Source organism: Leucothrix arctica, from assembly GCF_003172895.1.
In the GTDB taxonomy this organism is placed as follows: Bacteria; Pseudomonadota; Gammaproteobacteria; order Thiotrichales; family Thiotrichaceae; genus Leucothrix; species Leucothrix arctica.
The window spans coordinates 54,936-75,332 of record NZ_QGKL01000042.1 but is presented as its reverse complement, the minus strand read 5'-3'; the positions used below and the strand labels follow the sequence as shown (position 1 = coordinate 75,332).

The following is a 20,397-nucleotide window of genomic DNA, read 5'->3' as shown; positions in this document are numbered from 1 at the left end:
GCATATAAATTCCGCCGCAGACTATTGTAAACAACAAGCTGTAAAGTGTTTTTACTATGCCTTTTTTCGCTCCAAAAGCTCTGAAAAAGTATAACGGCACACCAAATATACCTATAAATCCGCATAATAACGCGGAGCCTGTAGGTTCTTTTATTTCTGATATAAGTGCTGGCTAGAGGTCTTTTCTTAATGTTCTACTGTACAATTTAGTACAAAAAATAACATATACTTTATCATTAACTACCAAAAAAGCCCCACACTAGCTGCTGGAATTTTATTTATAACGACAACGAACCCCAATAAATCAGCGCAGAACAGACAAACCAAAATACCCAATGCCCTAGAAAGAAATACTCCTTCGCTTTTTGCTTTAAAAAGACCAACTGCAATAACCAAACGCAGCCCCATAAGAAGTAAAAACCTGATAAGGCAAAACCAAACAGCTGCTTTTGCGCAATGACATCGGTAAACGCTAAGGTAAATAACAACACAGATAAAACCAATAAGTCGATACTGACCAACTGAAAGGCGCACATCATCTGCACCCAGTTTCGCTGGACAAGGCTACCTTTCGAGTCACTAGACACTTTCGCAGGTTCAACACTCAGCGATTGAATAATACCTCCAAATAAGTGCGCTAGCAGTGCCAACACAGTTAAACACCCAACGATAACAATAGGATAATTCATATTAAGACTCCCAGAAACGCGCTTCCCACCCATAATCACGGTACTTACAGGTATACAGTAAACCTAAAGTAAGCTCACCAACAATGGCTAGAAAAATACCAACACCCGAGTTACCCATCATAAACTCCAATACACCCAACGCTGCCAGCGACAGCATCATCACTGCCATACTCAAGCAAACTGACTGGCGTACTTTCATGTTATTCACATCTTTTAAGGAGTATACGAATATAGATAACCCTAAAAATAGCACCGCCGCTCGATGTGTGAAGAAGATTGCAGAAGCCGTTTCTTCTACGTCAAACAGCTTGAAGATAACCATCGGCGTGAATAGCAGCGTCAAGCACAAGGTAAACATGACCGCCGTACTCACCAAACTAAGTTGTTTAAACGTCATTAGAAGCTCCCTTTAAGAGTAACGACCACACCCATTTTTTCAAATATTTGGTACAAACCATGTAGTGTTCGATTGTGGAACACCATTTCCTCAGCGAACTGATCAACATCGATATGTTTTTGCAGGTTCATAATCGCTGGCTTCCCCTGTTGCGTATAGTCAGAGTGGCCGAAGTCAAAAGACTCTGATAGGTAAGGCAAAGCAACCCACTGCCCAAATGGACGTAATACGTCCTGATAAAACTTATCAGTCGATTCAGCATGGGCCATTCCCATCCCTCGATAAGCGTCGAAAACCGCCTCCGCATCATCTTCAATATAACCACGCATACATTTAGGAAACTCATTGGAGAATCTGTCTGAGAATTTTCGAATACAGCCAAAATCAATCAAAGTGATCGTGCCGTCTTCATGAAACAGGAAGTTTCCTGGGTTTGGGTCTGAGTGAATTTGCTTTAGGGTCTTAAATGAATACATAAAAAAATCATACAACAACTGTGCAGCTTGATTACGCTGTGCTTGAGATGGATTGGTTGCTAACCAGTCATTAAGGTGTAAGCCCTCTACAAACTCAGAAGTAATAATATGTTCGGTGCTTAGTTCGTCATAAACCGTTGGAACATTTATCCCTTCGAGGTTTATATTTTGCTTAAACCAGCGCGTATTTTCGGCCTCAATACGGTAGTCAACCTCTTCCATCAGACGTGCTTCAATCTCATCTAGAGACTGCAAGATTAAATGCGTATTGGCTAGCCCACGAGCAACGCCGCGCATAATGGTCATGTCACTTTTTATGGACGTGCCAATACTCGGATACTGTACTTTCACCGCAACATTTGTACCGTCCTCTAACGTCGCTTTATGCACTTGTCCCAAGCTGGCTGCGGCAAATGCGTCCGACTCGAACCGACTAAAGGCTTGCTCAGGCGTACGCTGAAGCTCGGCTATAAATGCTTTTCTCAACAAGACACGATTTAATGGTGGGACTTTATGAAACGACCTTGATAATTCTTTTTGATAAGACTCAGGCAACATGCCCTGCTCCATTCCTAACATTTGAGCAATTTTAAGTGCTGTGCCTCGTAGCTGTGTCAGCGCACTAAATAGTACCTTGGCATTTTTTTCATCGAGTAGGTCTTTGTCTTTTTCTTGCGCTGCTTTAGATAAAAAAGGACGTTTTATCTTATGTTTTAACTCACCCACACCCACTCTAGCAGCAGCTAAACCTGCAACACCTGTTCGCGCTAGTTTCCCATTTGGTATTGAATCCGTCATGAGTTACTCCCCACGTGCTTGCATAAACGGACGTTTCTTGGAAACCTTGTTCTCTTCACCTTCTTGACCAAAATTAAGAGAACCCAAACCTGCCATCACATGTGTTCGGAATAAGAAAGAAATAAGGTCGAGTGATTTACCGATTAAACCTTGGTGTAATAGGCTGGACACGATATCCATGCTCTTATTAATGACTTGGCTGGTATTGGCAAAACCTTCAGAGTCATCTTTTAACCAGTAAGCCAATAGACCCGTTTGATAGTCCCAAAATAGGCGTGGTAACAGTTCGGTGTAAGGCTGATCGGGTATTTCACCGGCTTCGATCGCAGCTTCCAACATGTCCGTCACCATCAACGTATAAAGCTCGCGCGTTTTGGTTAAGTGTAAAGACCCTGTCGTTGGCGAGTGGTAAGTCAGCTTAAACACTTCAGTTAAAAACTCACGTGCAGGTAGCCAGACTTCAAGCTGTAACTCGACTAGCTGCTGCAACTGCTCATGCAGTGTGTACTCGTGAAAGTCTTCAATACCTTGCAACGACTCCATCACTTGCTGTTGGATGTATTCACAGTAGCCGTATAGCAATTTCTCTTTAGAGGGGAAGTAGTTATAGATAGTCGCATCACCAACGCCTGCTCGCTTGGCAATCTCCCTCATAGACGCTGATTTAAAGCCTTTCTCGATAATTACATCGACCGAAGCCTCTAATATTTTTATCCGCGTTTTCGCTTTTTCTTGTTCAGTTACTTTCATAGGAAACCACCAGATAGAATTTACCATACATTAAAATCAATTTTTATAATTTTAATATATAGTAATTTCACATTAAGTGGAATCGTTTTTATTTTCCGTAGCCTGACTACTCTTTAGCGAATGATGCGAGTGCTTATTTAAGTCCATGCAAAGTGGAGACATAGCTTTACCCTGCTTCATTTCCTGTGGTGACTTGTGATACAGAAAAACCATCTTGATTTAATTGATGAATCTCACGCTGAAAATCCTGAGCTAAACGCTTACCATCAATGACGCTTTCAGAAAATTCAACCTGAGACGTAACAACCTATTATCTGTTCGGCTCCCAGTACTCATCAATTATTTCGGTTTCACCAGCACTATGAAACGTTACGGTAAACCAATCTTCATTTTTCCCTGCTACAGGGTAATGCCAAGTATTTTCAGGCACAACATCCCAGCTTTTATCAAAAGATGAAGTAAGGTTTTTGTCAGGACTTACGACTGCGCATTCTTTAAATGACATATCAACACCACCCGGAGAAGCGGAGTGAATTGCTCCCTCACCCGTGAATGAAACAAGTCGCTGAATACTATTGCGATGTATTTCAGGACGAGGCATTTTACAACCTGCACGTAAAATAAAGACTCGGCACAAGCCAACCATTCCTTTCTGTTCATCAGGGATTTTATTGGCAAAGTGATCAATAGAAATATTGTAAGATGCGAAAGGCAGAGAATATTCTAGGTCTTCAAAAACAGCTAAGGCAGCCTTGAATCCTGAGTCAATAATATCTCTAGTACCAGGGTCATTAAACACTAAAGAATGTAGCCTTTCTATTAAAGCAGTATCGAAATTATTGACTTTTGGCATGAAAAACGCTCCTATTAAGTACACATAGCGCTGCCATAGGCAGCTAAATCGATGTTAGCATAGCCAACTTCTATTTCCCCTTCGCAGCTTGTTCCAACGACACTAGTTACTACTGTAACAACCAACGAACCCGTTTATAAGAAACAGCGTAATGCACTAAAACAATAACCACGAAAACCCAAGCAATAGATGATTCATTCAAATACATAAACGAACCAAAACCTGCTGCGAAAAACAGAAACTCTAACAGTAATCGCAAAGCTCCTGAAATAGGAACGGGCGCATTTCCCGATCGACTAGGGTCGTTTGGAACCGCAAACACACCCCAGAATGTGGCGGCTGCGATGGGGATTGCACCAGCTAAGACATAACCTAGCAAGCCCTCACCTAAGCTCCAGCCCAACATTCCCATTGCTATTAAAGCGGCTATTTCGAGAAAAAATCTGACCACTAAATTGATCGCATTTACACTAGGCATTACACATCCTTTTCAGTCTGTTTAACATTATTAGGATCAAAGCTAACAAAGTCATCTTGTAAGTCATACTCTTTCCTTAGCATTTATTTTGAGACTTTCTCCATGCCCCAGATCATTAACCCACCGACAACCATCAAACCCAATGCCAAGCGAATGTGACTGAGTTTATCCCTTGCTAGTTTTATACGTTGAGCAAAGGCTTCACCGCATCAGGGTAGCGGCAATATTCTCACTGAGTTGCGCCTGACTGCGTATACCAGGAATAGGAATGATAGTCGCTTCGTGCTGCATTAGCCAAGCAAGTGATAACTGCGCAGGCGTACATTGTTTGTCACTTGCCAAGGTTTGTAAGCATTCAACTATTTTCAGATTTTCATCGGAGTTTTCTTCCAAAAAACGCGGACTCACTAAGCGCCAATCGCCCTCTTCTAAGTCACTTCGTATCTGGATTGCACCTGTTAAAAAACCTCGTCCGAGCGGACTGTAAGCCACCAAACCAATACCTAACTCCTAACAAAACAATAACGTTACACCAACAGACACTACAATTTCGCAATATTACTCTGTACACACATCAAAAACACAGAGTAACCCTATGATCTTTCAAAACTATCTTTCACTCACAAGCACGCTAACATTGACGGTGCTGCTAACTGCTTGCAATAGCAGTCTAAAGGCTGAGTTCGACGAAAAAACTGACTATGAAAAAGCGCATGGCATTTGGGAGAAGCAAGGCTACGGCGACATCTATCAACTGACTGACGTTAATGCCAAGGTCTACGAATATAATAGCCATAGTTGTATGTTGAGCGATGTACTAACGATTGAGGAAGCAGAAGAAGCAATCATCGATAGTTTTGAAATTAGCCAAGGTGGACGCTCAGCAGTAATAACAACAGCACAGGCTGGTGTTTTCCCGGTCAACCTTCAACTACGTGATGCTTTGCCGGAGACATGCGAAGAAGACAAGCTACTCGAAACGTCAGACCCTGAAATAGCATTCGAACACCTCTGGCATACCTTTAACGACTACTATGCATTTTTTGAAATACGTGAGGTGGATTGGCAAACACAGTACCAAACCTATCGCCCGCTCGTATCCAGTGACACAACGGATGAGCAGCTATTCACTCTCATATCCGCAATGTTAGCGCCTTTACAAGATGGCCATATTGGACTTACTGCCGGTGATGAAGATTTTTCACCGGAACCTGACAGTCAGCTTGAAATAGATTTGTACAAGGCATTCACTCAGCAAAATGATGTAGACAACTTCTCTCAATTTGCCTATAGCATGCTTGACCAAATAAATGATATTACACTGAGTAACGTGTCAAACCTCAAGCATGCTGGTGGAGAGGATGAAGACACCATATCCTGGGGTACGCTATCGGGCAATCTAGGTTATCTAAATATAGCCAGTATGATCAATGTCGTTACTGATGGTGATATCGAAGATAGCCATAAAGAAGCTGAAGCAGCTAACACCATCTTAAGCCAAGCATTTGAAGACTTAAAAGACACGGATGGTATTGTTATTGATGTCCGCCTTAACTCTGGTGGGCATGACGCAGTTGGCTTGGCAATCGCGAGTCACTTTTTCTCTTGAGGGCTTTGCTGATGGGAGAGATCTTGCGCTAGAGGCCGCTATGGAAGCAATTTCAGAATAGCGTAACGCCGTTTTTCTAACCCCTAGCTAGTTGAAAACAATAGCTAGGGTTTTAATCCAACCTTGCTGACTGCTGTAAAAGACTTTCAAGATATGAAAAATCAATATCACCAGCGCTTTTGAAGTTTACGTGTCTTCTCTTTTTCCCAGTGCCACTTAATAGCTTGCTTGGGTCTTTCAAGTTTGCTCCCTGACTAAAAGACACTTGGACATGTTCAGTGTAAATAAACACACCACAGAACTGTCCTTCTTTTTCATCTGGCTTAACAGTAAACAGTGTTCCGCCGTATTTACTATGACTGGTGCAATCAGGTACGGAGTGGTGAATCAAGGCTTCCAACTCATTCGCTAAAGAAATAAGGCTCAAAGGCTCGGTGCTCATAATTAACTCTCCACAATGCTTGGTTTTTACAGACTATAAAACAATCGGTGTGGGCTCACCAACTAAGCTTATTATTGGCGCGCCCGACTCATTCCAGCGAAAAAGTGTGACATGCCATGCTTTAGGATCTTTACGTGATGGGTCGATTAAACCAATTTCTTGATGTGTTCTTAGCAAATCAGACACCTCCCAGCTAGTAGGTTCATCATCTTTGGCAATAGCCGCTTGCCGGTCTTGGCTGGCCTTCTCTCGGTAATCACTATTTCCTAATCTAACGCGCAAACTCTTACCAATATTCCGGAGACTTCCGTGTATGTATTTTCAAACATGTTATTCCCTATTTTTTGCTAACGATGCTTAGGCTCTTATGCCTTAGTTGGTGTGTGCGGCTTGCGCTTCATAAAGTAGTGAATATCATTTTCTGAAGTGACCTCAAAACCGTAACGCTTATACAATGTTCCGACTGGATTCCACTTCAAAAACTCAAGCACAACGCATTGCGATTTTTCATCACATTCCTCAAGAAATGTTTTTAAGATTTGAGTACCGATACCTTTATCTCTATATTCATCAAGCAAGTAAAACTCACCAAACCTTGTATGCTCTGGTAGTTCGTGAATGGACACTGTACCTATGGGCTTACTTTCCAAATGAATAATAAACCAAGGTTTTTCTGAGTAGCGTTGCTTATGTAGGTTTCTTTGGAAGGACTCATCCCAGCCCCATTTTGTTGTAATGTGCGGCCCCATCGCTTGGCGTTTTGCTTCGAAAGCGAAGTCAGTATCACTTTCTAATGCAGCTACTAATTCAATTTTCATAATAAACACTAATCCTCTAACATTGCCCTGACTTACTAGTCAAAGTTCACTTACTACAAAGCTTTAAACGAAGCCGTTAAGCCTGAACTTGACGGCTTACATTCCGCAAAATCGTACTTTATAGTGTGGACTTTGCTAAATCGAAGCGCTCCAGCACAAAGTTGCGAGGGATGAAACAGCAGTGATCTTATCTGATGCAGCTAAAGCAGTGGAAGCCGGTGGCGCGGATTTTTTAATGAATAATTTTAAAAATTACTCATTTTCTCCAGCCCCAACAACCTCTCCTTCCGCTCAACCCCACCCGCATAGCCCGTCAACTTTCCATTCTTCCCAATCACCCGATGGCAAGGCACGATAATCGAAATAGGATTCCTCCCATTAGTCATACCCACCGCCCTCACCGCTTTTGGGTTATCAATAGCAATCGCCAAGTCCTGATAACTCCACGTTTCACCATAAGGAATCTTCTTTAACATCGCCCAAACCTGCTTCTGAAAATCAGTCCCATCAGCAACCGTAGTCACATCAAACTGCGTTCGTTTTCCAGCAAAGTACTCGCTCAATTCAGTCACTGCTTGCGTCAGTATCGGATGATCATCTTGCTGCATTCCAAAGTCATCAGGTGCGGTGGTTTGTACTTCAAACCAAGCGCCAGTCAGTCCAGCGTCACGGGCTTGCAACGTCATTTGTCCTAAAGGGCTTGGGTAGCGAGTAAAATACTTCATGATTGTGAGTTCCAACAGTTAAAGGTGGCGTAGCTACCCCATGGCGATAGGGATTCGATAAGTTGTTTTTGGTCATCAACATCGGCAATGGCTTTCTTAATCACCAAGTCAGTTGATAAGAAACAATCAGGCTGTGACAGGCCGCGTAATTTGGCATAGCTCACCGTCCAAGGCCCAATGCCTTTTAACGCCAACCAGTCCTCTGGCGGCGCATCCATGTGATCAACCATGTAGTCAGCAAAGCGCTTTAAGGTATCTTTGCGGGTTTGCGGCATTCTCAACACGCTAAAGTCGGCATTGACAATCTCGGTGGGTGTTGGGAAATAACGCCTAGAAGCCACGCCACTTTCCTCAGTTTCATCCAGACTACTAACAAAACCATTCAGTACCGTGATCGCTGCGGTAATAGACACCTGTTGCCCAAATATCGCTCGAACACCTGCCTCCCAAGCGCTCCATACTCCCGGAATACGCAGTCCACTAGTCATCAAAGGCCCGATAGCGGTTTGTTGCAGATGTTGCTCTATCACGGCGATATCCGCATCCAAGTCAAACAAACGACGAATCTGCGACACCATGTGTTTAAGCTGTGTGATGTCATCAATATCAAAGGTGATTTCTAGTGTGTTTTTAGCGCCTAGCTCCGCTTTAAACCAACCTTGCGAATGAGTGGATACAAAGGTTCGGGCGTAATAATCTTCACCTACCTCTTCGATACTTTGAATCGCGCGTTTGCGATAAAACGCTAATAAGTGATCCCAATTAAATGGGGGGCGGTAGCTCAGACGTAGGTGCTTATCGACAGTGGCATCGGCTGCATTAGTATCAGCTCGTGTAGTTTTTCGAGTGTCGCTAGGTGTGAGTTTTAGCTTCTTTTGGAAGGCGTCATTAAATCGACGCACACTGTTAAAACCACTAGCAATCGCGATATCACCGATGCTCATATTGCTGGTATGAAGCAGTTGCTTGGCGAACATGAGCTGCTGATACTGCGCGTATTGTTTGGGTGACATACCAAGGTATTGTTGAAACAGTTGTCGTAGGTAGCGGTCACTAATACCGAGGCGACTACTCAACTCTGGGAGATTACTACTTTGCAATTCACCTTGATCAATCAGATTCACCGCTCGCTGAAAGGTTGTCTCTACTCCTTTCCAAGCCCACGAACCCGGCGCACTGTCTGGACGGCAACGCAGGCAAGGCCGATAGCCTGACTGTAAGGCCTGAACTTGTTTCGCGAAGTATTCCACATTGGCTTCTTTCGGCAAATTGGCAGGACAGATTGGCCGACAGAAAATACCGGTGGTTTTGACGGCAACAAAGAAGCGACCATCAAAACGGTTATCACGAGCGAGTCTGGCGCTTTGGCATTGCTCAAGCGTCAAGCCAGACAAATGTGTGGAGTGATGTGTTGTATCCGCCTCTAGCATAACGGCTTCTGCCCTGTCATTGATATGAACGAATAGTGTAACGCCTCTGGGCGGTGAAACTAGCCATTTTCGGCACTAGAGGTTTTGACGTTATCGCATGAACAGAACCACCGCAATTTTGTTCAATACTTTGCACAACCACTGGCGCACACTTCTGGCCTTGTTACAGAGCAGAGAGTAAAGAATGACTATTTCAATGATGCTACCTATGGCCGCGTTTGCGCTAGCGGCATCCATTTCGCCGGGGCCAGTTAATCTCATATGCCTCAGCAGTGGCTCGCGTTATCCACTATCCAAAGGTTTGATCTTCGTAACGGGTGCGACGCTGGGCTTTATCTGTCTTTTCGTTGCTATCGGTCTAGGGCTTTATTCAGTGCTGTCAGTCATCCCCAATCTCAACGTCATCTTGCGCTGGGCAGGCATCTCATTTTTACTTTACCTTAGTCTTCAGCTGTTTCGTGATAACGGGCGAATAGATGCGAGCGAATACGATAATGCGCCAGGGTTTATGACAGGTGCGATCATGCAATGGGTCAACCCTAAAGCATGGATAGCTTCCGCATCAGGGATTGGTGCTTATACCAATGGGCAAAACTTTGGTGATGTCACGATTTTTGCAGCATTGTATCTACCAATTTGCTGGCTATCATTGAGTTGCTGGGTTTACGCAGGCGCTTTTCTACGACGCTTTATCACCCAACCAAAAGTACTCGTTACTCTCAACCGAACGCTTGCACTTTTACTGCTCGCTAGCTGTGTCTTTCTGATTATTGAGTAATGACTGCCGATACTGTTTTGGCGTCACTGCTAGTAGCTTTTTGAAGGTACGTTGAAAATGTGGCTGATCCGCAAAGCCATTATCTACCGCTGCCTCAGCAATAGGATTCCCATTTTTCAAATCTTGTTGTCCACATTGAATACGGTGGTTGACTAGATAAGCATGTGGCGTGAGGCCAAAATACTGTTTAAAAGATCGAATCAGGTGCCCAGAGCTATATCCAGAAAGCTCACACATTGTTTCCAAAGGCACATCTTCAGAAGCATTTTCCTTTAAATAATCCGCAAGTACCAGCATAGCTGTCGGTATGTTCGAGGTCGGTGATACTTGCCCAGATAGCTCCACCATCAATTCACTCAAGTACTCCGTTACAGCGGCCTGTTTATCTAGTAACGCTCGATCTGTATCGAGTAGGCATTCCACCATCTGACAATAGCCCGAATACCACTTGGTAGTTGACAGCGTTGCGACAGGTATATCTTGCCAACTAGCCACTTTAACAAGGCCTAGCTCATATCTAAGGTTGCTTAACCAATCAGCATCGATATACAACATCAGGTAGCTCCAATGCTGGTTATCAATAGGATTACAAGCATGTACCCAGTTTGGATTCATAATAACCAAAGTGCCTTCACTCACCTGATACTGGTCATCCCTGTAAATAAACGTGCTCTGGCCCTTGGTGATAGCACCGAGAGACCATTGCGTATGACTATGTGGCGCGTAGTGGAGCTTTCGGCCGTCCTGAACCCTTCGCAACTCTACATGAGGCATGCGGGTGTCTCGCCAAAACATGGGCGTGCTAGCCGTTGTGGTCTGCTTATTTGTTTGGTCTAAGATTAACGTCATAATAATTTTTGCGCCCTAACGCATTCCAAGCCGAATGACACCTTCAGTAAGCACACTAATGACACAACGTAACGGCTGATAAAACATATTATTAGCACCGCCCGATTGAAAGCCAGTATCTCGATGGTTTTGCTCATCTTCTAAAATATCCTGCACCGCTTTTAGTGCTTCTACATCTTGCTTGCTTTGAAGGTACTCAATCTGATTATGTAGGTGATTTATCACAACACTCTCCACTGCCCAAGTGCATGCCATAATCCCTCTTCTACCCACTAGTGCTGAAGTAAACCCCATCGCGTAACCACCAAGGCCACACAAATAATAGCTCTTACACTTCACGCCATTTCGCCGCTGTATTTCCTGCCAGAACACATCCAAATGACGTTTTTCATCGGCAAGAAAATCTTCGAGAACAGGTACCAGATCTTTCATGAAAATGTTAGCTAAAAAAAGCTGCGAACGATAGATATTGACCGCACCAAACTCTCCCGCATGATTCACTTTAAGGATCTTGGTGGAAGTGGGTAAGCCGGTGTTGCTCTCACGATATTTCATAGTCTATGCACTTTTCGAGTTATATCAGCGCTTGGCTGACTCGCTCCAAGTATGGCATTTCCTTATCCGACCTAACCAATCTAAGCACAAAATCAAACTTGTTTACATCAGTACAGTATTCAAAGTCAGACATCGGGCTCCAAGGCTTTTCAGCATCTAAGAATCGTTCAGCACATGGCGATGCTATTAAACGGTTTCTAATCTCAGTTTCATCAAATGCTTTATCCAACAAGAGGCTTTCCAAGTAGTCTGCACAAAGATCATCTTCATCCGTGGACTCAGCCGCGCCAAGCCCCATCCTAACCAGACTGACGCATTCAGGTTTCTGCTGCTTGATATAGTCTGCCGTCGCCTTTGCATTCACTAATGCGCCTGTTAACACCTCCGAGGCATTACGGGTATTGACCAAGCCTTGAGTCCCAGCATGAGTAGTTTGGACGACCACTTTATTTTTTAGATCTTCTAGCTGGATTTCTGTCGGAGAATTACCAAAGTCAAAACCCGACAACTTCTTACCGCCTCTTTCGCCAATACGGACAACTGTGTTGCTTTCATCTTTATACGAGAGCGCATCCGTAAACTCACCAACAGGAATAACCTTGGTAACGCCTTTATCGAAGCAATAGCAGGCAACAGAAAAAGCTCTGAAGACATCGATAATAACAGTGATACCTTCTGCTTGTTTAGCGCCTTCTACGAAGTCTAGTTTTTGTATTTTCATGAGGTAGCTTCTTATTTGATTGTGTTTGTAAGTAATTGGTAGCGAGCCACTCGGAACTCACCTACGTCTTTTATATCTAACATTTCAAAGCCATAATTTTGGTAAAAACGATGAAGTTCAGGCCTGTCGTCGCAGTCCAAACGCACCCAACTAAAGCCTCTAATTTTCGCTTGATCAATAATAGCCGTCAGTGCTTTCTGGCCGAGCTGCTCACCAGCACGAACTGGGTCTATTGCGAGTTTGTGAATATACAGGCTATCGTGCTCTGTCATCTCAGGCCAAAATAACGGGTCACTCTTCTGTAGAAATACCACCCCTACAAAAGTAGTCTCGATTAAAAAATTAAGTTCGTCTAATCGATAAGACTGTTGAACGCTAGCAACAGACACCTGATCTTTTGCCCATAATGTACGGTCTAAACCATTCAGCCGGTCAACGACTTGTGACAATAAACTAGACGCCTTTTCCCAGTCCTGTTCACTGTTAGCTTTTTCTAGCTTCATGTTATGCATCAAACCTAATTTGAAACCCTGTTTTATTACCCACGAAACCTGCTGACTCATAGAACTTGTGAGTTGACTCCTTTTTAGAACCAGTCATCAAAGCGACTTTATAACACCCAGCTTTCTCAGCGAAGTCTCTGGCGAAACCTAGAACCGCTTTACCAACACCGCAGTTACGATGCTTTTTTGACACAATAACGTTTTCAATAATAGCAAACGGGCGACCTGACCAACTAAAGTTTGAACACATATTTACAGTACAAGTACCAACAAGCTCACCGTTAATAAAAGCACCAACGACACAACCGCCACTTTCAATCAGCGATAAATATATTGACGCTATTTGATGGTCATTTGGCCTAGAAAAACTGGCGTTTTTAAGCTCATCAATCAGTGATAAAACGGCTTTAACTTCATTGTAAGTTACCGCTCTTATTTCCATGTTATAAATCCTTCATACAAAATTAATCTCTTTCCAAGGCGTGTTTTTAACGCATACTCCTCGCGTTGTAATATCATCTCAAAACAGCCAACTCCGCACCCTTAACGCCACTGTAAATAACTCATGAAAAACTCAACACTGCTATTACTGATAACCGTACCGCTATTACTGACTGCTCTGTTTTATCTGTGGTTTCGCGAGGGAACGGTGGTTTACCAAGCATTGGGTTTAAGTAGTCAACAGCTGCATTTTTTTGATAATAATTTCATCAACTCTCTTCCCAGCTTTGCGCATGTCTATTCGCTATCTCTCTTAAGCTGGTGGGCTAATGGTAAAAAATATGGCTTGTTTTCAATTATATTATGGGTGATCATAAACATTATTTTTGAGCTAGGCCAGCTAATAAATCATGATCAAGCGAGTTATTTTCCCCCATTACTCGCAGACTATTTTGCAAATGGTCATTTTAGTGTCTTCGATGTAATCGCGATTTTATTTGGCGCACTGGCCGCTTACATCACCATAAACAAATTCAAAGGGACTTGAGATAACTATGAAAGGAAGCATTTTTCAACTAACTGCAATTGCGCTGGGTATATTCCTAATTATCGGTTCAGGTGGATCAGGAAGTAGTAGCTCAGATGACTCTACGGAAGAAGAAGTAATAGAGCCTAGTGAACCGGAAGTACCAGAAGAGCCTGTTGATTTAACGCCGGGTATACCGTCTAACTTCAGAGCCGTTTCAGCTTATGAAGGAGCTTTACTGTCATGGAAAGAAACCGCCAATGCCAATAGCTATGAACTGTGCTACGCAATGGAAACGATTACCAATTTTAACGACTGCGCTGACTACAGTGGTGGCACGAGTTTTAGCGTCGGTACAGCAACATCAGCAGCAGTGAGTGCATTAACCGCAGGTACGCCTTACTACTTCCAAGTACGTGCTACCAATAGCGAAGGCACGACTGGTACGGCAAGTGAACTCGTCATCGCCACACCAGGGCTTGGCCTAAACGATACAGGTATTACGGTCTGTCGTGGTAATGACTCTGTCGATCTCGACTGCACATCAGGCTTATTCACTAACCAAGATGCGGACCACGGTTTAGATTTTACTGCAACAGACGACATTGATGGGCATACTGGTTTTACCTTCACACGATTAGATGAGACTGGCGCAGAAATTGATAGCAGCGCACTAGACTGGTCATGCGCAAAAGACCAAAACACAGGTTTAATCTGGGAAGGAAAACACCGCAACATTAGTACTGAAACTGCTAGTAGTGATAGTTTGCACGAAGCAAGTGACTCTTTCACTTGGTACAACTCAAACGCCCAAAACAATGCAGGAACCGCTGGCGAACAGAATAGCGTAAACGACTCATGTTATGGTTATGATGCTTCTAACGTTACAAGCTACTGCAACACTGAAGCATTCATCGAGCGAGTGAATACAGCGGGCTACTGCGGCCTAAACAACTGGCGCTTACCTAACCGCCATGAGCTAAATTCGATTGTAAATTATGATGCGGTTGAGCCAGCAGCAGACTTGAGTGTTTTCCAATACACAACGTCTGATGTGTTCTGGAGCGCAACACCTGTCTACTCGGCATCCTTTTCAGGTGAGCAAGCTTGGGCAACTAACTTTAACTATGGTGGCAGCAGTAAAGTACATAAAACTGAAAGCCACAGTGTTCGCTTAGTCAGTGATGGACAATAATAATTTAAGATCTGCAGATCAGGAAATGATGATGAAAACAATTATAATAATCGCGTTGACCTTCGGTTTTTTATCAGGCGTTGCACATGCACAGTCTTGTAGTAGCACTATTGATAAAAGTACGCCAGACGTCCGCTTTATTACCTCAAATGACGAGGTCAAAGATCTCGTTACAAATCTAACGTGGAAGCGTTGCGCACAAGGTCAAACATGGAACTCTGATGATGCTAGTTGCACTGACGCATCTTTAACATTCACATGGAGCCAAGCGCTGTCTGAAGCGTATGACGGATGGCGCGTACCCAACATCAAAGAACTTCACAGCATTGTTGAAGTCTCTTGTCGCTCACCCGCAATAAACGAAATGATCTTTCCTAATACGGACAGCGACAACTTCTGGACAGCCTCTCCCTACATCAATAATGCACACACGTGGTCTGTGTCATTTACCGATGGTAATGATCAAGGCTTTAGTAAAAGTGAAGGGATGTTCGTTCGCCTAGTGAAGGACGCAAGCTAAGGCGCTTATAGATACATTAGCTGTTATAGGCAAACCAGTCAGGGCGGCATTCTCAAAGCCGCCCTAACCTCAACACTAAGCGACTACAACGTAAATTCAACCACAAAAGACTTGTGTCGATACTCCCCCAGCTCCGAAATATCATACTCTTTCTCAAAGCTTTCTTTATTAGCCACAATCTCACGTAACGCCGAACATAGTGCATCAACATCGTCACGTGTGTTGTACAGGCTAAAACTCGCCCTCACCATGCCACGCTTACGATTAATCATCGCTGCTTGCTGTTCCTCGGGCACACTATCAAGGTCTAAATCCCACAGTGCTTCTTTCACCATAGAGCTAACATAAGGGTGCGCACAGAAGCACTCGTTTCGCACAGCAATTCCGAAATAATCACTCAACACTGCCGCGACCAAACCGTGATCAACGTCTTCAATATTAAACGACAACGCACCTAAGCGAGTTTGCTCAGTCTGACCATAAACTACTAAGCCTTGAATGGAAGCCAACTGCTCAGCAGCGTACTGCCACAACTCAACACCATGCGCTTGAACCTTATCCAGCCCATAGCCTTGTAAAGCCGCCATCACTTTAGCTAGTGAGTAAATACCCAATATATCTTTTGTGCCAGCTTGCTCGCGTTGAGGGTAGCTATTGAGGTAGTCCACACTGTCATAGTCAACGCGCTCAACCACGCCACCACCGACTTCATCACTTGGGTAATGTGCTAGCAACTCAGACTTAGCGATGAGGATACCGGGCGAACCTGCGCAGTAAACTTTGTGACCTGAAAACGCTACAAAGTCGACATCGTACTCAGCGATATTAAGACTCATGTGAGCGGCACTTTGTGCAGCATCAAGCACTGCCAAAGCATCGTATTGATGCGCTAATGCCACGATCTCAGCAACAGGATTTACAATACCCGTGACGTTACTTACACCAGAAAAAGACACATAGTTTACGCGTCCTGGGTGCTCTTTAAGTAAAGCCTCAAGCGCAACTAAATCAATCTCACCTTGCTGCGCTGACTCACCTACCAAGGGGATATGAATCACTTCTGCGTTTACTAAAGCTGTCTGCTCTCGATGAGGCAAATCATTCGCGTGGTGTTCCATTGCCGAAACCAGCACGATTGGTTTTTCTGAAGCACGTTTCGTTAAACGGCGAGCAATATTATTCATCACACCCGTTGTGCCATTGCCTAAGGAGACAAGGCTATATTGCTCATCAGCACCACAGGTATCTAAAATTGTTTGCTTCGCCCACGTGTGTGCCTGACTGCAAACGTGCGCTGAGGCATGAGAAAAACTGTGACTATTGGAATAATGGGGTAACAGCGCATCTCTAGCATCGATTGCCGTTTTCATCACAAGCGGTGACGCTGCACCGTCCAAATGAATACGACGCTTGGTCGACCCGCTAGCGAGTTTGTATTCTGTATCTAGACCAATAAAGTCATTAATCAAATCAGGCATAAGTGCACTTTTCCTAAAGAGTCGGGTTGCTAATGGAAGCAATGTATTCACCATACGCTCTATAGTCAATTTAGACGCGTTTTGGAGGGTTTATTCACAGCATAAATACCTTGTTAACAAGCTTTTTAGCCACAACAAGCCCACGGTACTTGCTATCAACAATCTGTACTCTTGGCAACTTTCCAAATGATAATCCAACCAAGCTTAATACTGATATGGGCTAAAGCTTTCAGTCGCTGAATGTTTAATAACGCTGAATCCTATTGAGGGATGCTGTACTGCATATCTATCATCTATAATTGCATACGCTGGATATCTACTTTTGTAAGTGACCTTAAGGAACGCATGAAACGAACAGTATTTTATATAAAGCCAAACGAAGAAAGCGCTAATTTACTTCAGTCAGTCGTTAATGATTTAGCTAAGTCATGTGATGGACCAAGCTTTTCCCCACACCTTACTTTTTACACAGGAAAGATATCTGAAGACGAGTCACCAGGAGAGCTTCTAAGGGAGTCAATAAAAGGTATAGAGCCACTTTTGTTAACGCCTAAAGAGATCAAGTTTGAAGACTTTTTCACACGAAGTTTCTACTTGTCTTTTGAACTTTCAGAAAGTTTAAAGGACTTGAACAGCAAGCTCAAAGGTCAAACTAAATACCCAGCAGATTATGAACTAAACCCACATCTGAGCTTAGCCTATACGTCTATTCCAGTAGATATTAGGAGAGCTTTGGCAAAGACAATAGATAAATTTAACGAACCGATACTGTTTGATCGTGTGGGTGCATTAGAAACACCAGACACCGTCAATAGCTACGAAGACATTAAAAATAGCAAAAATATTGCTACTTTTAGTTTTGATTAATATGCCAAGAATAACAACGTGTAAGCTTCATTGCGAAGTTAGCTATTGAGAAATACCACTGACCACCCTAGTTGACGCTATTTCTAGTCTTACACTTCAGTTTTTTTAGCAATACGCTTACGCTTTACGAAAGCAATAAGGATAAGCATGAAAGGTGAGAAATAATAGTAAGCAACTTCAGTATCCAACCCATCGGATAGATAAATCAAACCAAGGCTGATGCCGTAAACAAAGAGACTTATGACAGAAAACCACGCTCAACTTGCTTTACCAACTAGCCAAACTCCAACAAAGTAAGGTAATAAGTAAAAGCACAAAATTCCAAAAAGAACGCTGTCAGGCGGAGCACCATGCGCATACGCAGGTTGACTAACTAATATTAAAAGTACGAAGCGCGTAAGATTGGACACAGGGGGAATTCCTTTTACACAATAATAGAGCCACAATGTCGTCAAACAACTATGACTACAAGGGTTAACGCATGGCTTACCAAAAAACAATCACCTACAACACAAGTGGCCGCGGCACGTACGATATCACTGATGATATCAATCAGCTAATCGCCAAAAGCGGCGTGGATATTGGGCTGTGCAATGTGTTTATCCAACATACCAGCGCCTCGCTAATCATCACTGAAAATGCAGATAGCGCGGTACGCCATGACTTAGAAACGGTACTTAAGAGACTCGCGCCAGATGGCGACCCTGAGTATCGGCATGACTACGAAGGAGACGATGATATGTCAGCCCATATTCGTTGCATGTTAACCAATGATAGCCTGACGATACCGATCAGTAACGGTTGTGCGGCTCTTGGGACTTGGCAAGGTATTTATCTTTATGAACATCGCACGAGTCGCTTTAGTCGAAGTATTGTTGTTACGGTTATGGGGTAAGTTTAGTCTTCTGTGGAGTAGATGAAATCTTCAGCCCACATTTTTGACAAGGTCCACTGCCTTATTTTCTTGGATGAAGCAGGTTATTTATGTTAAATCATTGGATTGATAATGAAAAAACCTTATTGTATATTCACTTAAAATGAAAAAAATTGTTATATTTTCATTTCACGTGTTTAAGAACGCCACTCCTTATTAAGGCTGCGACTATGTCAAAATCAACGTTTGAATGTATCTCACCCATAGACGACACCGTCGTTTACACAGGCCAATATAGTGCCACTACTGATGTGGATAAGGCCTTGAGCCTCGCACTGGATGGACAAAAACAGTGGCGGGCCCTTTCTCTTAGTGAGCGTATTGCAACACTAAAAATTGCCGTTGAGTACCTTCATGATAATCGTGAACCGCTTGGGCTTGAAATAACGCAACAAATGGGACGCCCTATTCGTTATACCGCGGGAGAACTTGCTGGTCTAAAAGAGCGCGCTGACATGATGTTTGAGCTTGCGCCTGAGGCCCTAAAAGATCATGTTCCGCCTTTAAAAGATGGCTTTGAAAGACGCATTAGCAGAGAACCTTTAGGTATCGTTGCAGTGCTTGCACCTTGGAACTACCCCTATTTAACGTCGGTAAACGCCATTATCCCAGCGCTAATTGCGGGTAACGCGGTTATTTTGAAACCAGCGTCACAGACGCCGATGACGGCATTGCGATATAGCGAAGCATTTGAAAAAGCAGGATTGCCTGAGGGCGTGTTTCAGCACTTATTCCTAACCCATGACACGACGGCAACACTTATAGGCGACCCACGCGTTGACTATGTTGCCTTTACGGGTTCTGTCGGTGGTGGACATGCTGTTAGCAAAGCGATAGCTCATAAATTTATTGGCGCAGGCCTAGAGCTTGGCGGTAAAGACCCTGCTTATGTACGCGCTGACACCGATACCGTTGAAGCAGCAGTCTCTCTAGCCGACGGTGCATTCTTTAACAGTGGCCAATCCTGCTGCGGTATTGAACGAATCTATGTCGATGAAAGCCAGTTCGATATTTTCGTCGATACGGTGATTACAGAAGCCAAAGTACTCACCCTCGGAAATCCAACGGACACTGATATTTCAATGGGGCCAATGGCTACTGCCAGAGGCGCTGATGGCGTTCGTACACAAATTAAAACCGCAATAAATGCTGGCGCGACAGCGCATCTTCCAGTGGATGAAAACTGGGGCAGCCCTTATTTAAAGCCGCAAGTCCTAACCAATGTCAGTCATGACATGGCGATCATGCATGACGAAACCTTCGGCCCTGTTGTCGGCATTATGGCTGTATCTGGAGACGATGAAGCCATTACGTTGATGAATGATAGCGAGTTTGGATTGACGGCTTCGATTTGGACGCAAGATACCGACGCTGCACGAACTATCGGTCAGCAGCTTGAAACAGGCACTGTCTTTATGAACCGCTGTGACTATCTTGACCCAGCACTGGCGTGGACGGGTGTTAAAAACTCTGGACGTGGTGCAACGCTTTCTTCTCTTGGTTTTGAGCACCTAACTCGACCAAAGTCTTACCATTTCAAACTACCAGTTTCTGGATAAGGAGAT

At 43.8% G+C, this 20,397-nt stretch carries 26 protein-coding genes; 8 read left to right on the top strand and 18 right to left on the bottom strand.

The genetic code is table 11. From position 1 onward, the window contains the following. Positions 1-278: 278 nt before the first annotated feature. The 7 genes from DKT75_RS17495 to DKT75_RS17465 form a co-directional block, all read right to left on the bottom strand. Positions 279-689, bottom strand: coding sequence for a hypothetical protein (locus tag DKT75_RS17495; RefSeq protein WP_109825196.1), 411 nt, complete (start codon positions 687-689; stop codon positions 279-281). Position 690: 1 nt separating this feature from the next. Next, positions 691-1,086 (bottom strand): hypothetical protein, encoded by a 396-nt coding sequence (locus tag DKT75_RS17490; protein ID WP_109825194.1) that lies wholly within the window; start codon positions 1,084-1,086, stop codon positions 691-693. Then, positions 1,086-2,360 (bottom strand): ABC1 kinase family protein, encoded by a 1,275-nt coding sequence (locus tag DKT75_RS17485; protein ID WP_109825192.1) that lies wholly within the window; start codon positions 2,358-2,360, stop codon positions 1,086-1,088. The genes DKT75_RS17490 and DKT75_RS17485 overlap by 1 nt, the downstream gene beginning before the upstream one ends. 3 nt (positions 2,361-2,363) lie before the next feature. Continuing rightward, a complete protein-coding gene (locus tag DKT75_RS17480; protein ID WP_109825190.1) occupies positions 2,364-3,110 on the bottom strand; it encodes a TetR/AcrR family transcriptional regulator in 747 nt (248 codons plus the stop codon). A 310-nt stretch (positions 3,111-3,420) separates the two neighbouring features. After that, positions 3,421-3,963: a hypothetical protein gene (locus DKT75_RS17475; protein WP_109825188.1), complete on the bottom strand. Its 543-nt coding sequence runs from the start codon at positions 3,961-3,963 to the stop codon at positions 3,421-3,423. Positions 3,964-4,072: 109 nt separating this feature from the next. Next, positions 4,073-4,441, bottom strand: a complete 369-nt coding sequence (locus DKT75_RS17470; RefSeq protein ID WP_109825186.1) for a YrdB family protein — start codon at positions 4,439-4,441, stop codon at positions 4,073-4,075. A 201-nt stretch (positions 4,442-4,642) separates the two neighbouring features. Next, entirely contained in the window at positions 4,643-4,936 is a 294-nt protein-coding gene (locus tag DKT75_RS17465; RefSeq protein ID WP_342767369.1) for an aldo/keto reductase, read from the bottom strand. 100 nt (positions 4,937-5,036) lie between these two features. Between DKT75_RS17465 and DKT75_RS17460 the strand changes: the two genes are divergently transcribed. Then, complete coding sequence (locus DKT75_RS17460; protein WP_109825182.1) at positions 5,037-6,050, top strand: S41 family peptidase; 1,014 nt, start codon at positions 5,037-5,039, stop codon at positions 6,048-6,050. Positions 6,051-6,162: 112 nt separating this feature from the next. On the opposite strand, the gene DKT75_RS17455 is transcribed toward DKT75_RS17460, so the two are convergent. From DKT75_RS17455 to DKT75_RS17430, 5 genes are all read right to left on the bottom strand, one after another. Continuing rightward, positions 6,163-6,492: a DUF1801 domain-containing protein gene (locus DKT75_RS17455; protein WP_109825180.1), complete on the bottom strand. Its 330-nt coding sequence runs from the start codon at positions 6,490-6,492 to the stop codon at positions 6,163-6,165. A 33-nt stretch (positions 6,493-6,525) separates the two neighbouring features. Continuing rightward, entirely contained in the window at positions 6,526-6,774 is a 249-nt protein-coding gene (locus tag DKT75_RS17450) for a hypothetical protein (protein WP_109825178.1), read from the bottom strand. Positions 6,775-6,857: 83 nt separating this feature from the next. Continuing rightward, a complete protein-coding gene (locus DKT75_RS17445; RefSeq protein WP_109825176.1) occupies positions 6,858-7,310 on the bottom strand; it encodes a GNAT family N-acetyltransferase in 453 nt (150 codons plus the stop codon). A 245-nt stretch (positions 7,311-7,555) separates the two neighbouring features. Continuing rightward, entirely contained in the window at positions 7,556-8,035 is a 480-nt protein-coding gene (locus DKT75_RS17435) for a methylated-DNA--[protein]-cysteine S-methyltransferase (protein ID WP_211665479.1), read from the bottom strand. Next, entirely contained in the window at positions 8,032-9,465 is a 1,434-nt protein-coding gene (locus DKT75_RS17430) for a DNA-3-methyladenine glycosylase 2 family protein (RefSeq protein ID WP_109825174.1), read from the bottom strand. The genes DKT75_RS17435 and DKT75_RS17430 overlap by 4 nt, the downstream gene beginning before the upstream one ends. 184 nt (positions 9,466-9,649) lie before the next feature. Here DKT75_RS17430 and DKT75_RS17425 point away from each other — a divergent pair, with 184 nt between their 5' ends. Further along, positions 9,650-10,243, top strand: coding sequence for a LysE family translocator (locus DKT75_RS17425; protein WP_170310681.1), 594 nt, complete (start codon positions 9,650-9,652; stop codon positions 10,241-10,243). Here DKT75_RS17425 and DKT75_RS17420 read toward each other — a convergent pair. Genes DKT75_RS17420 through DKT75_RS17400 form a run of 5 tightly spaced genes read right to left on the bottom strand, consistent with a single transcriptional unit; the run spans position 10,205 to position 13,313 of the window. Beyond that, complete coding sequence (locus tag DKT75_RS17420) at positions 10,205-11,092, bottom strand: AraC family transcriptional regulator (RefSeq protein ID WP_211665478.1); 888 nt, start codon at positions 11,090-11,092, stop codon at positions 10,205-10,207. The genes DKT75_RS17425 and DKT75_RS17420 overlap by 39 nt on opposite strands. Before the next feature lie 15 nt (positions 11,093-11,107). Next, positions 11,108-11,647 (bottom strand): demethoxyubiquinone hydroxylase family protein, encoded by a 540-nt coding sequence (locus tag DKT75_RS17415; RefSeq protein WP_109825172.1) that lies wholly within the window; start codon positions 11,645-11,647, stop codon positions 11,108-11,110. A gap of 19 nt (positions 11,648-11,666) precedes the next feature. Then, complete coding sequence (locus tag DKT75_RS17410) at positions 11,667-12,368, bottom strand: 2-phosphosulfolactate phosphatase (RefSeq protein ID WP_109825170.1); 702 nt, start codon at positions 12,366-12,368, stop codon at positions 11,667-11,669. Between the two features lie 11 nt (positions 12,369-12,379). Then, complete coding sequence (locus DKT75_RS17405; RefSeq protein ID WP_158278909.1) at positions 12,380-12,871, bottom strand: GNAT family N-acetyltransferase; 492 nt, start codon at positions 12,869-12,871, stop codon at positions 12,380-12,382. Position 12,872: 1 nt separating this feature from the next. Continuing rightward, positions 12,873-13,313 carry a GNAT family N-acetyltransferase gene (locus DKT75_RS17400; RefSeq protein ID WP_109825166.1) on the bottom strand — a complete coding sequence of 147 codons (441 nt, stop codon included), beginning with the start codon at positions 13,311-13,313 and terminating at the stop codon, positions 12,873-12,875. A gap of 123 nt (positions 13,314-13,436) precedes the next feature. Here DKT75_RS17400 and DKT75_RS17395 point away from each other — a divergent pair, with 123 nt between their 5' ends. Genes DKT75_RS17395 through DKT75_RS17385 form a run of 3 tightly spaced genes read left to right on the top strand, consistent with a single transcriptional unit; the run spans position 13,437 to position 15,553 of the window. Continuing rightward, positions 13,437-13,859: a hypothetical protein gene (locus DKT75_RS17395; protein WP_109825164.1), complete on the top strand. Its 423-nt coding sequence runs from the start codon at positions 13,437-13,439 to the stop codon at positions 13,857-13,859. Between the two features lie 7 nt (positions 13,860-13,866). Next, positions 13,867-15,033 (top strand): Lcl domain-containing protein, encoded by a 1,167-nt coding sequence (locus tag DKT75_RS17390; RefSeq protein ID WP_109825162.1) that lies wholly within the window; start codon positions 13,867-13,869, stop codon positions 15,031-15,033. A 31-nt stretch (positions 15,034-15,064) separates the two neighbouring features. Beyond that, positions 15,065-15,553: an Lcl C-terminal domain-containing protein gene (locus tag DKT75_RS17385; protein ID WP_158278908.1), complete on the top strand. Its 489-nt coding sequence runs from the start codon at positions 15,065-15,067 to the stop codon at positions 15,551-15,553. 83 nt (positions 15,554-15,636) lie between these two features. Here DKT75_RS17385 and DKT75_RS17380 read toward each other — a convergent pair whose 3' ends face one another. Then, positions 15,637-17,031 carry an aminotransferase class V-fold PLP-dependent enzyme gene (locus DKT75_RS17380; protein WP_158278907.1) on the bottom strand — a complete coding sequence of 465 codons (1,395 nt, stop codon included), beginning with the start codon at positions 17,029-17,031 and terminating at the stop codon, positions 15,637-15,639. 345 nt (positions 17,032-17,376) lie between these two features. Between DKT75_RS17380 and DKT75_RS17375 the strand changes: the two genes are divergently transcribed. The 3 genes from DKT75_RS17375 (at position 17,377) to DKT75_RS17365 (ending at position 20,391) form a co-directional block, all read left to right on the top strand. Next, positions 17,377-17,898, top strand: coding sequence for a 2'-5' RNA ligase family protein (locus DKT75_RS17375; protein ID WP_109825156.1), 522 nt, complete (start codon positions 17,377-17,379; stop codon positions 17,896-17,898). 481 nt (positions 17,899-18,379) lie between these two features. After that, complete coding sequence (locus tag DKT75_RS17370; protein WP_109825154.1) at positions 18,380-18,793, top strand: secondary thiamine-phosphate synthase enzyme YjbQ; 414 nt, start codon at positions 18,380-18,382, stop codon at positions 18,791-18,793. 209 nt (positions 18,794-19,002) lie between these two features. After that, the gene (locus DKT75_RS17365) at positions 19,003-20,391 is read left to right on the top strand and encodes an aldehyde dehydrogenase family protein (protein WP_109825152.1); all 1,389 of its coding nucleotides are present in this window, start codon (positions 19,003-19,005) and stop codon (positions 20,389-20,391) included. Positions 20,392-20,397: the final 6 nt, after the last annotated feature.

What these genes read in the sequence shown, in the direction of transcription:
- DKT75_RS17405 (WP_158278909.1), bottom strand. Translation starts at nt 12,871, where the DNA reads ATGAAGCTAGAAAAAGCTAACAGTGAACAGGACTGGGAAAAGGCGTCT.
- DKT75_RS17460 (WP_109825182.1), top strand. Translation starts at nt 5,037, where the DNA reads ATGATCTTTCAAAACTATCTTTCACTCACAAGCACGCTAACATTGACG.
- DKT75_RS17495 (WP_109825196.1), bottom strand. Translation starts at nt 689, where the DNA reads ATGAATTATCCTATTGTTATCGTTGGGTGTTTAACTGTGTTGGCACTG.
- DKT75_RS17435 (WP_211665479.1), bottom strand. Translation starts at nt 8,035, where the DNA reads ATGAAGTATTTTACTCGCTACCCAAGCCCTTTAGGACAAATGACGTTG.
- DKT75_RS17485 (WP_109825192.1), bottom strand. Translation starts at nt 2,360, where the DNA reads ATGACGGATTCAATACCAAATGGGAAACTAGCGCGAACAGGTGTTGCA.
- DKT75_RS17370 (WP_109825154.1), top strand. Translation starts at nt 18,380, where the DNA reads ATGGCTTACCAAAAAACAATCACCTACAACACAAGTGGCCGCGGCACG.
- DKT75_RS17400 (WP_109825166.1), bottom strand. Translation starts at nt 13,313, where the DNA reads ATGGAAATAAGAGCGGTAACTTACAATGAAGTTAAAGCCGTTTTATCA.
- DKT75_RS17475 (WP_109825188.1), bottom strand. Translation starts at nt 3,963, where the DNA reads ATGCCAAAAGTCAATAATTTCGATACTGCTTTAATAGAAAGGCTACAT.
- DKT75_RS17385 (WP_158278908.1), top strand. Translation starts at nt 15,065, where the DNA reads ATGAAAACAATTATAATAATCGCGTTGACCTTCGGTTTTTTATCAGGC.
- DKT75_RS17410 (WP_109825170.1), bottom strand. Translation starts at nt 12,368, where the DNA reads ATGAAAATACAAAAACTAGACTTCGTAGAAGGCGCTAAACAAGCAGAA.
- DKT75_RS17455 (WP_109825180.1), bottom strand. Translation starts at nt 6,492, where the DNA reads ATGAGCACCGAGCCTTTGAGCCTTATTTCTTTAGCGAATGAGTTGGAA.
- DKT75_RS17490 (WP_109825194.1), bottom strand. Translation starts at nt 1,086, where the DNA reads ATGACGTTTAAACAACTTAGTTTGGTGAGTACGGCGGTCATGTTTACC.
- DKT75_RS17365 (WP_109825152.1), top strand. Translation starts at nt 19,003, where the DNA reads ATGTCAAAATCAACGTTTGAATGTATCTCACCCATAGACGACACCGTC.
- DKT75_RS17425 (WP_170310681.1), top strand. Translation starts at nt 9,650, where the DNA reads ATGACTATTTCAATGATGCTACCTATGGCCGCGTTTGCGCTAGCGGCA.
- DKT75_RS17470 (WP_109825186.1), bottom strand. Translation starts at nt 4,441, where the DNA reads ATGCCTAGTGTAAATGCGATCAATTTAGTGGTCAGATTTTTTCTCGAA.
- DKT75_RS17415 (WP_109825172.1), bottom strand. Translation starts at nt 11,647, where the DNA reads ATGAAATATCGTGAGAGCAACACCGGCTTACCCACTTCCACCAAGATC.
- DKT75_RS17480 (WP_109825190.1), bottom strand. Translation starts at nt 3,110, where the DNA reads ATGAAAGTAACTGAACAAGAAAAAGCGAAAACGCGGATAAAAATATTA.
- DKT75_RS17390 (WP_109825162.1), top strand. Translation starts at nt 13,867, where the DNA reads ATGAAAGGAAGCATTTTTCAACTAACTGCAATTGCGCTGGGTATATTC.
- DKT75_RS17420 (WP_211665478.1), bottom strand. Translation starts at nt 11,092, where the DNA reads ATGACGTTAATCTTAGACCAAACAAATAAGCAGACCACAACGGCTAGC.
- DKT75_RS17375 (WP_109825156.1), top strand. Translation starts at nt 17,377, where the DNA reads ATGAAACGAACAGTATTTTATATAAAGCCAAACGAAGAAAGCGCTAAT.
- DKT75_RS17430 (WP_109825174.1), bottom strand. Translation starts at nt 9,465, where the DNA reads ATGCTAGAGGCGGATACAACACATCACTCCACACATTTGTCTGGCTTG.
- DKT75_RS17395 (WP_109825164.1), top strand. Translation starts at nt 13,437, where the DNA reads ATGAAAAACTCAACACTGCTATTACTGATAACCGTACCGCTATTACTG.
- DKT75_RS17380 (WP_158278907.1), bottom strand. Translation starts at nt 17,031, where the DNA reads ATGCCTGATTTGATTAATGACTTTATTGGTCTAGATACAGAATACAAA.
- DKT75_RS17445 (WP_109825176.1), bottom strand. Translation starts at nt 7,310, where the DNA reads ATGAAAATTGAATTAGTAGCTGCATTAGAAAGTGATACTGACTTCGCT.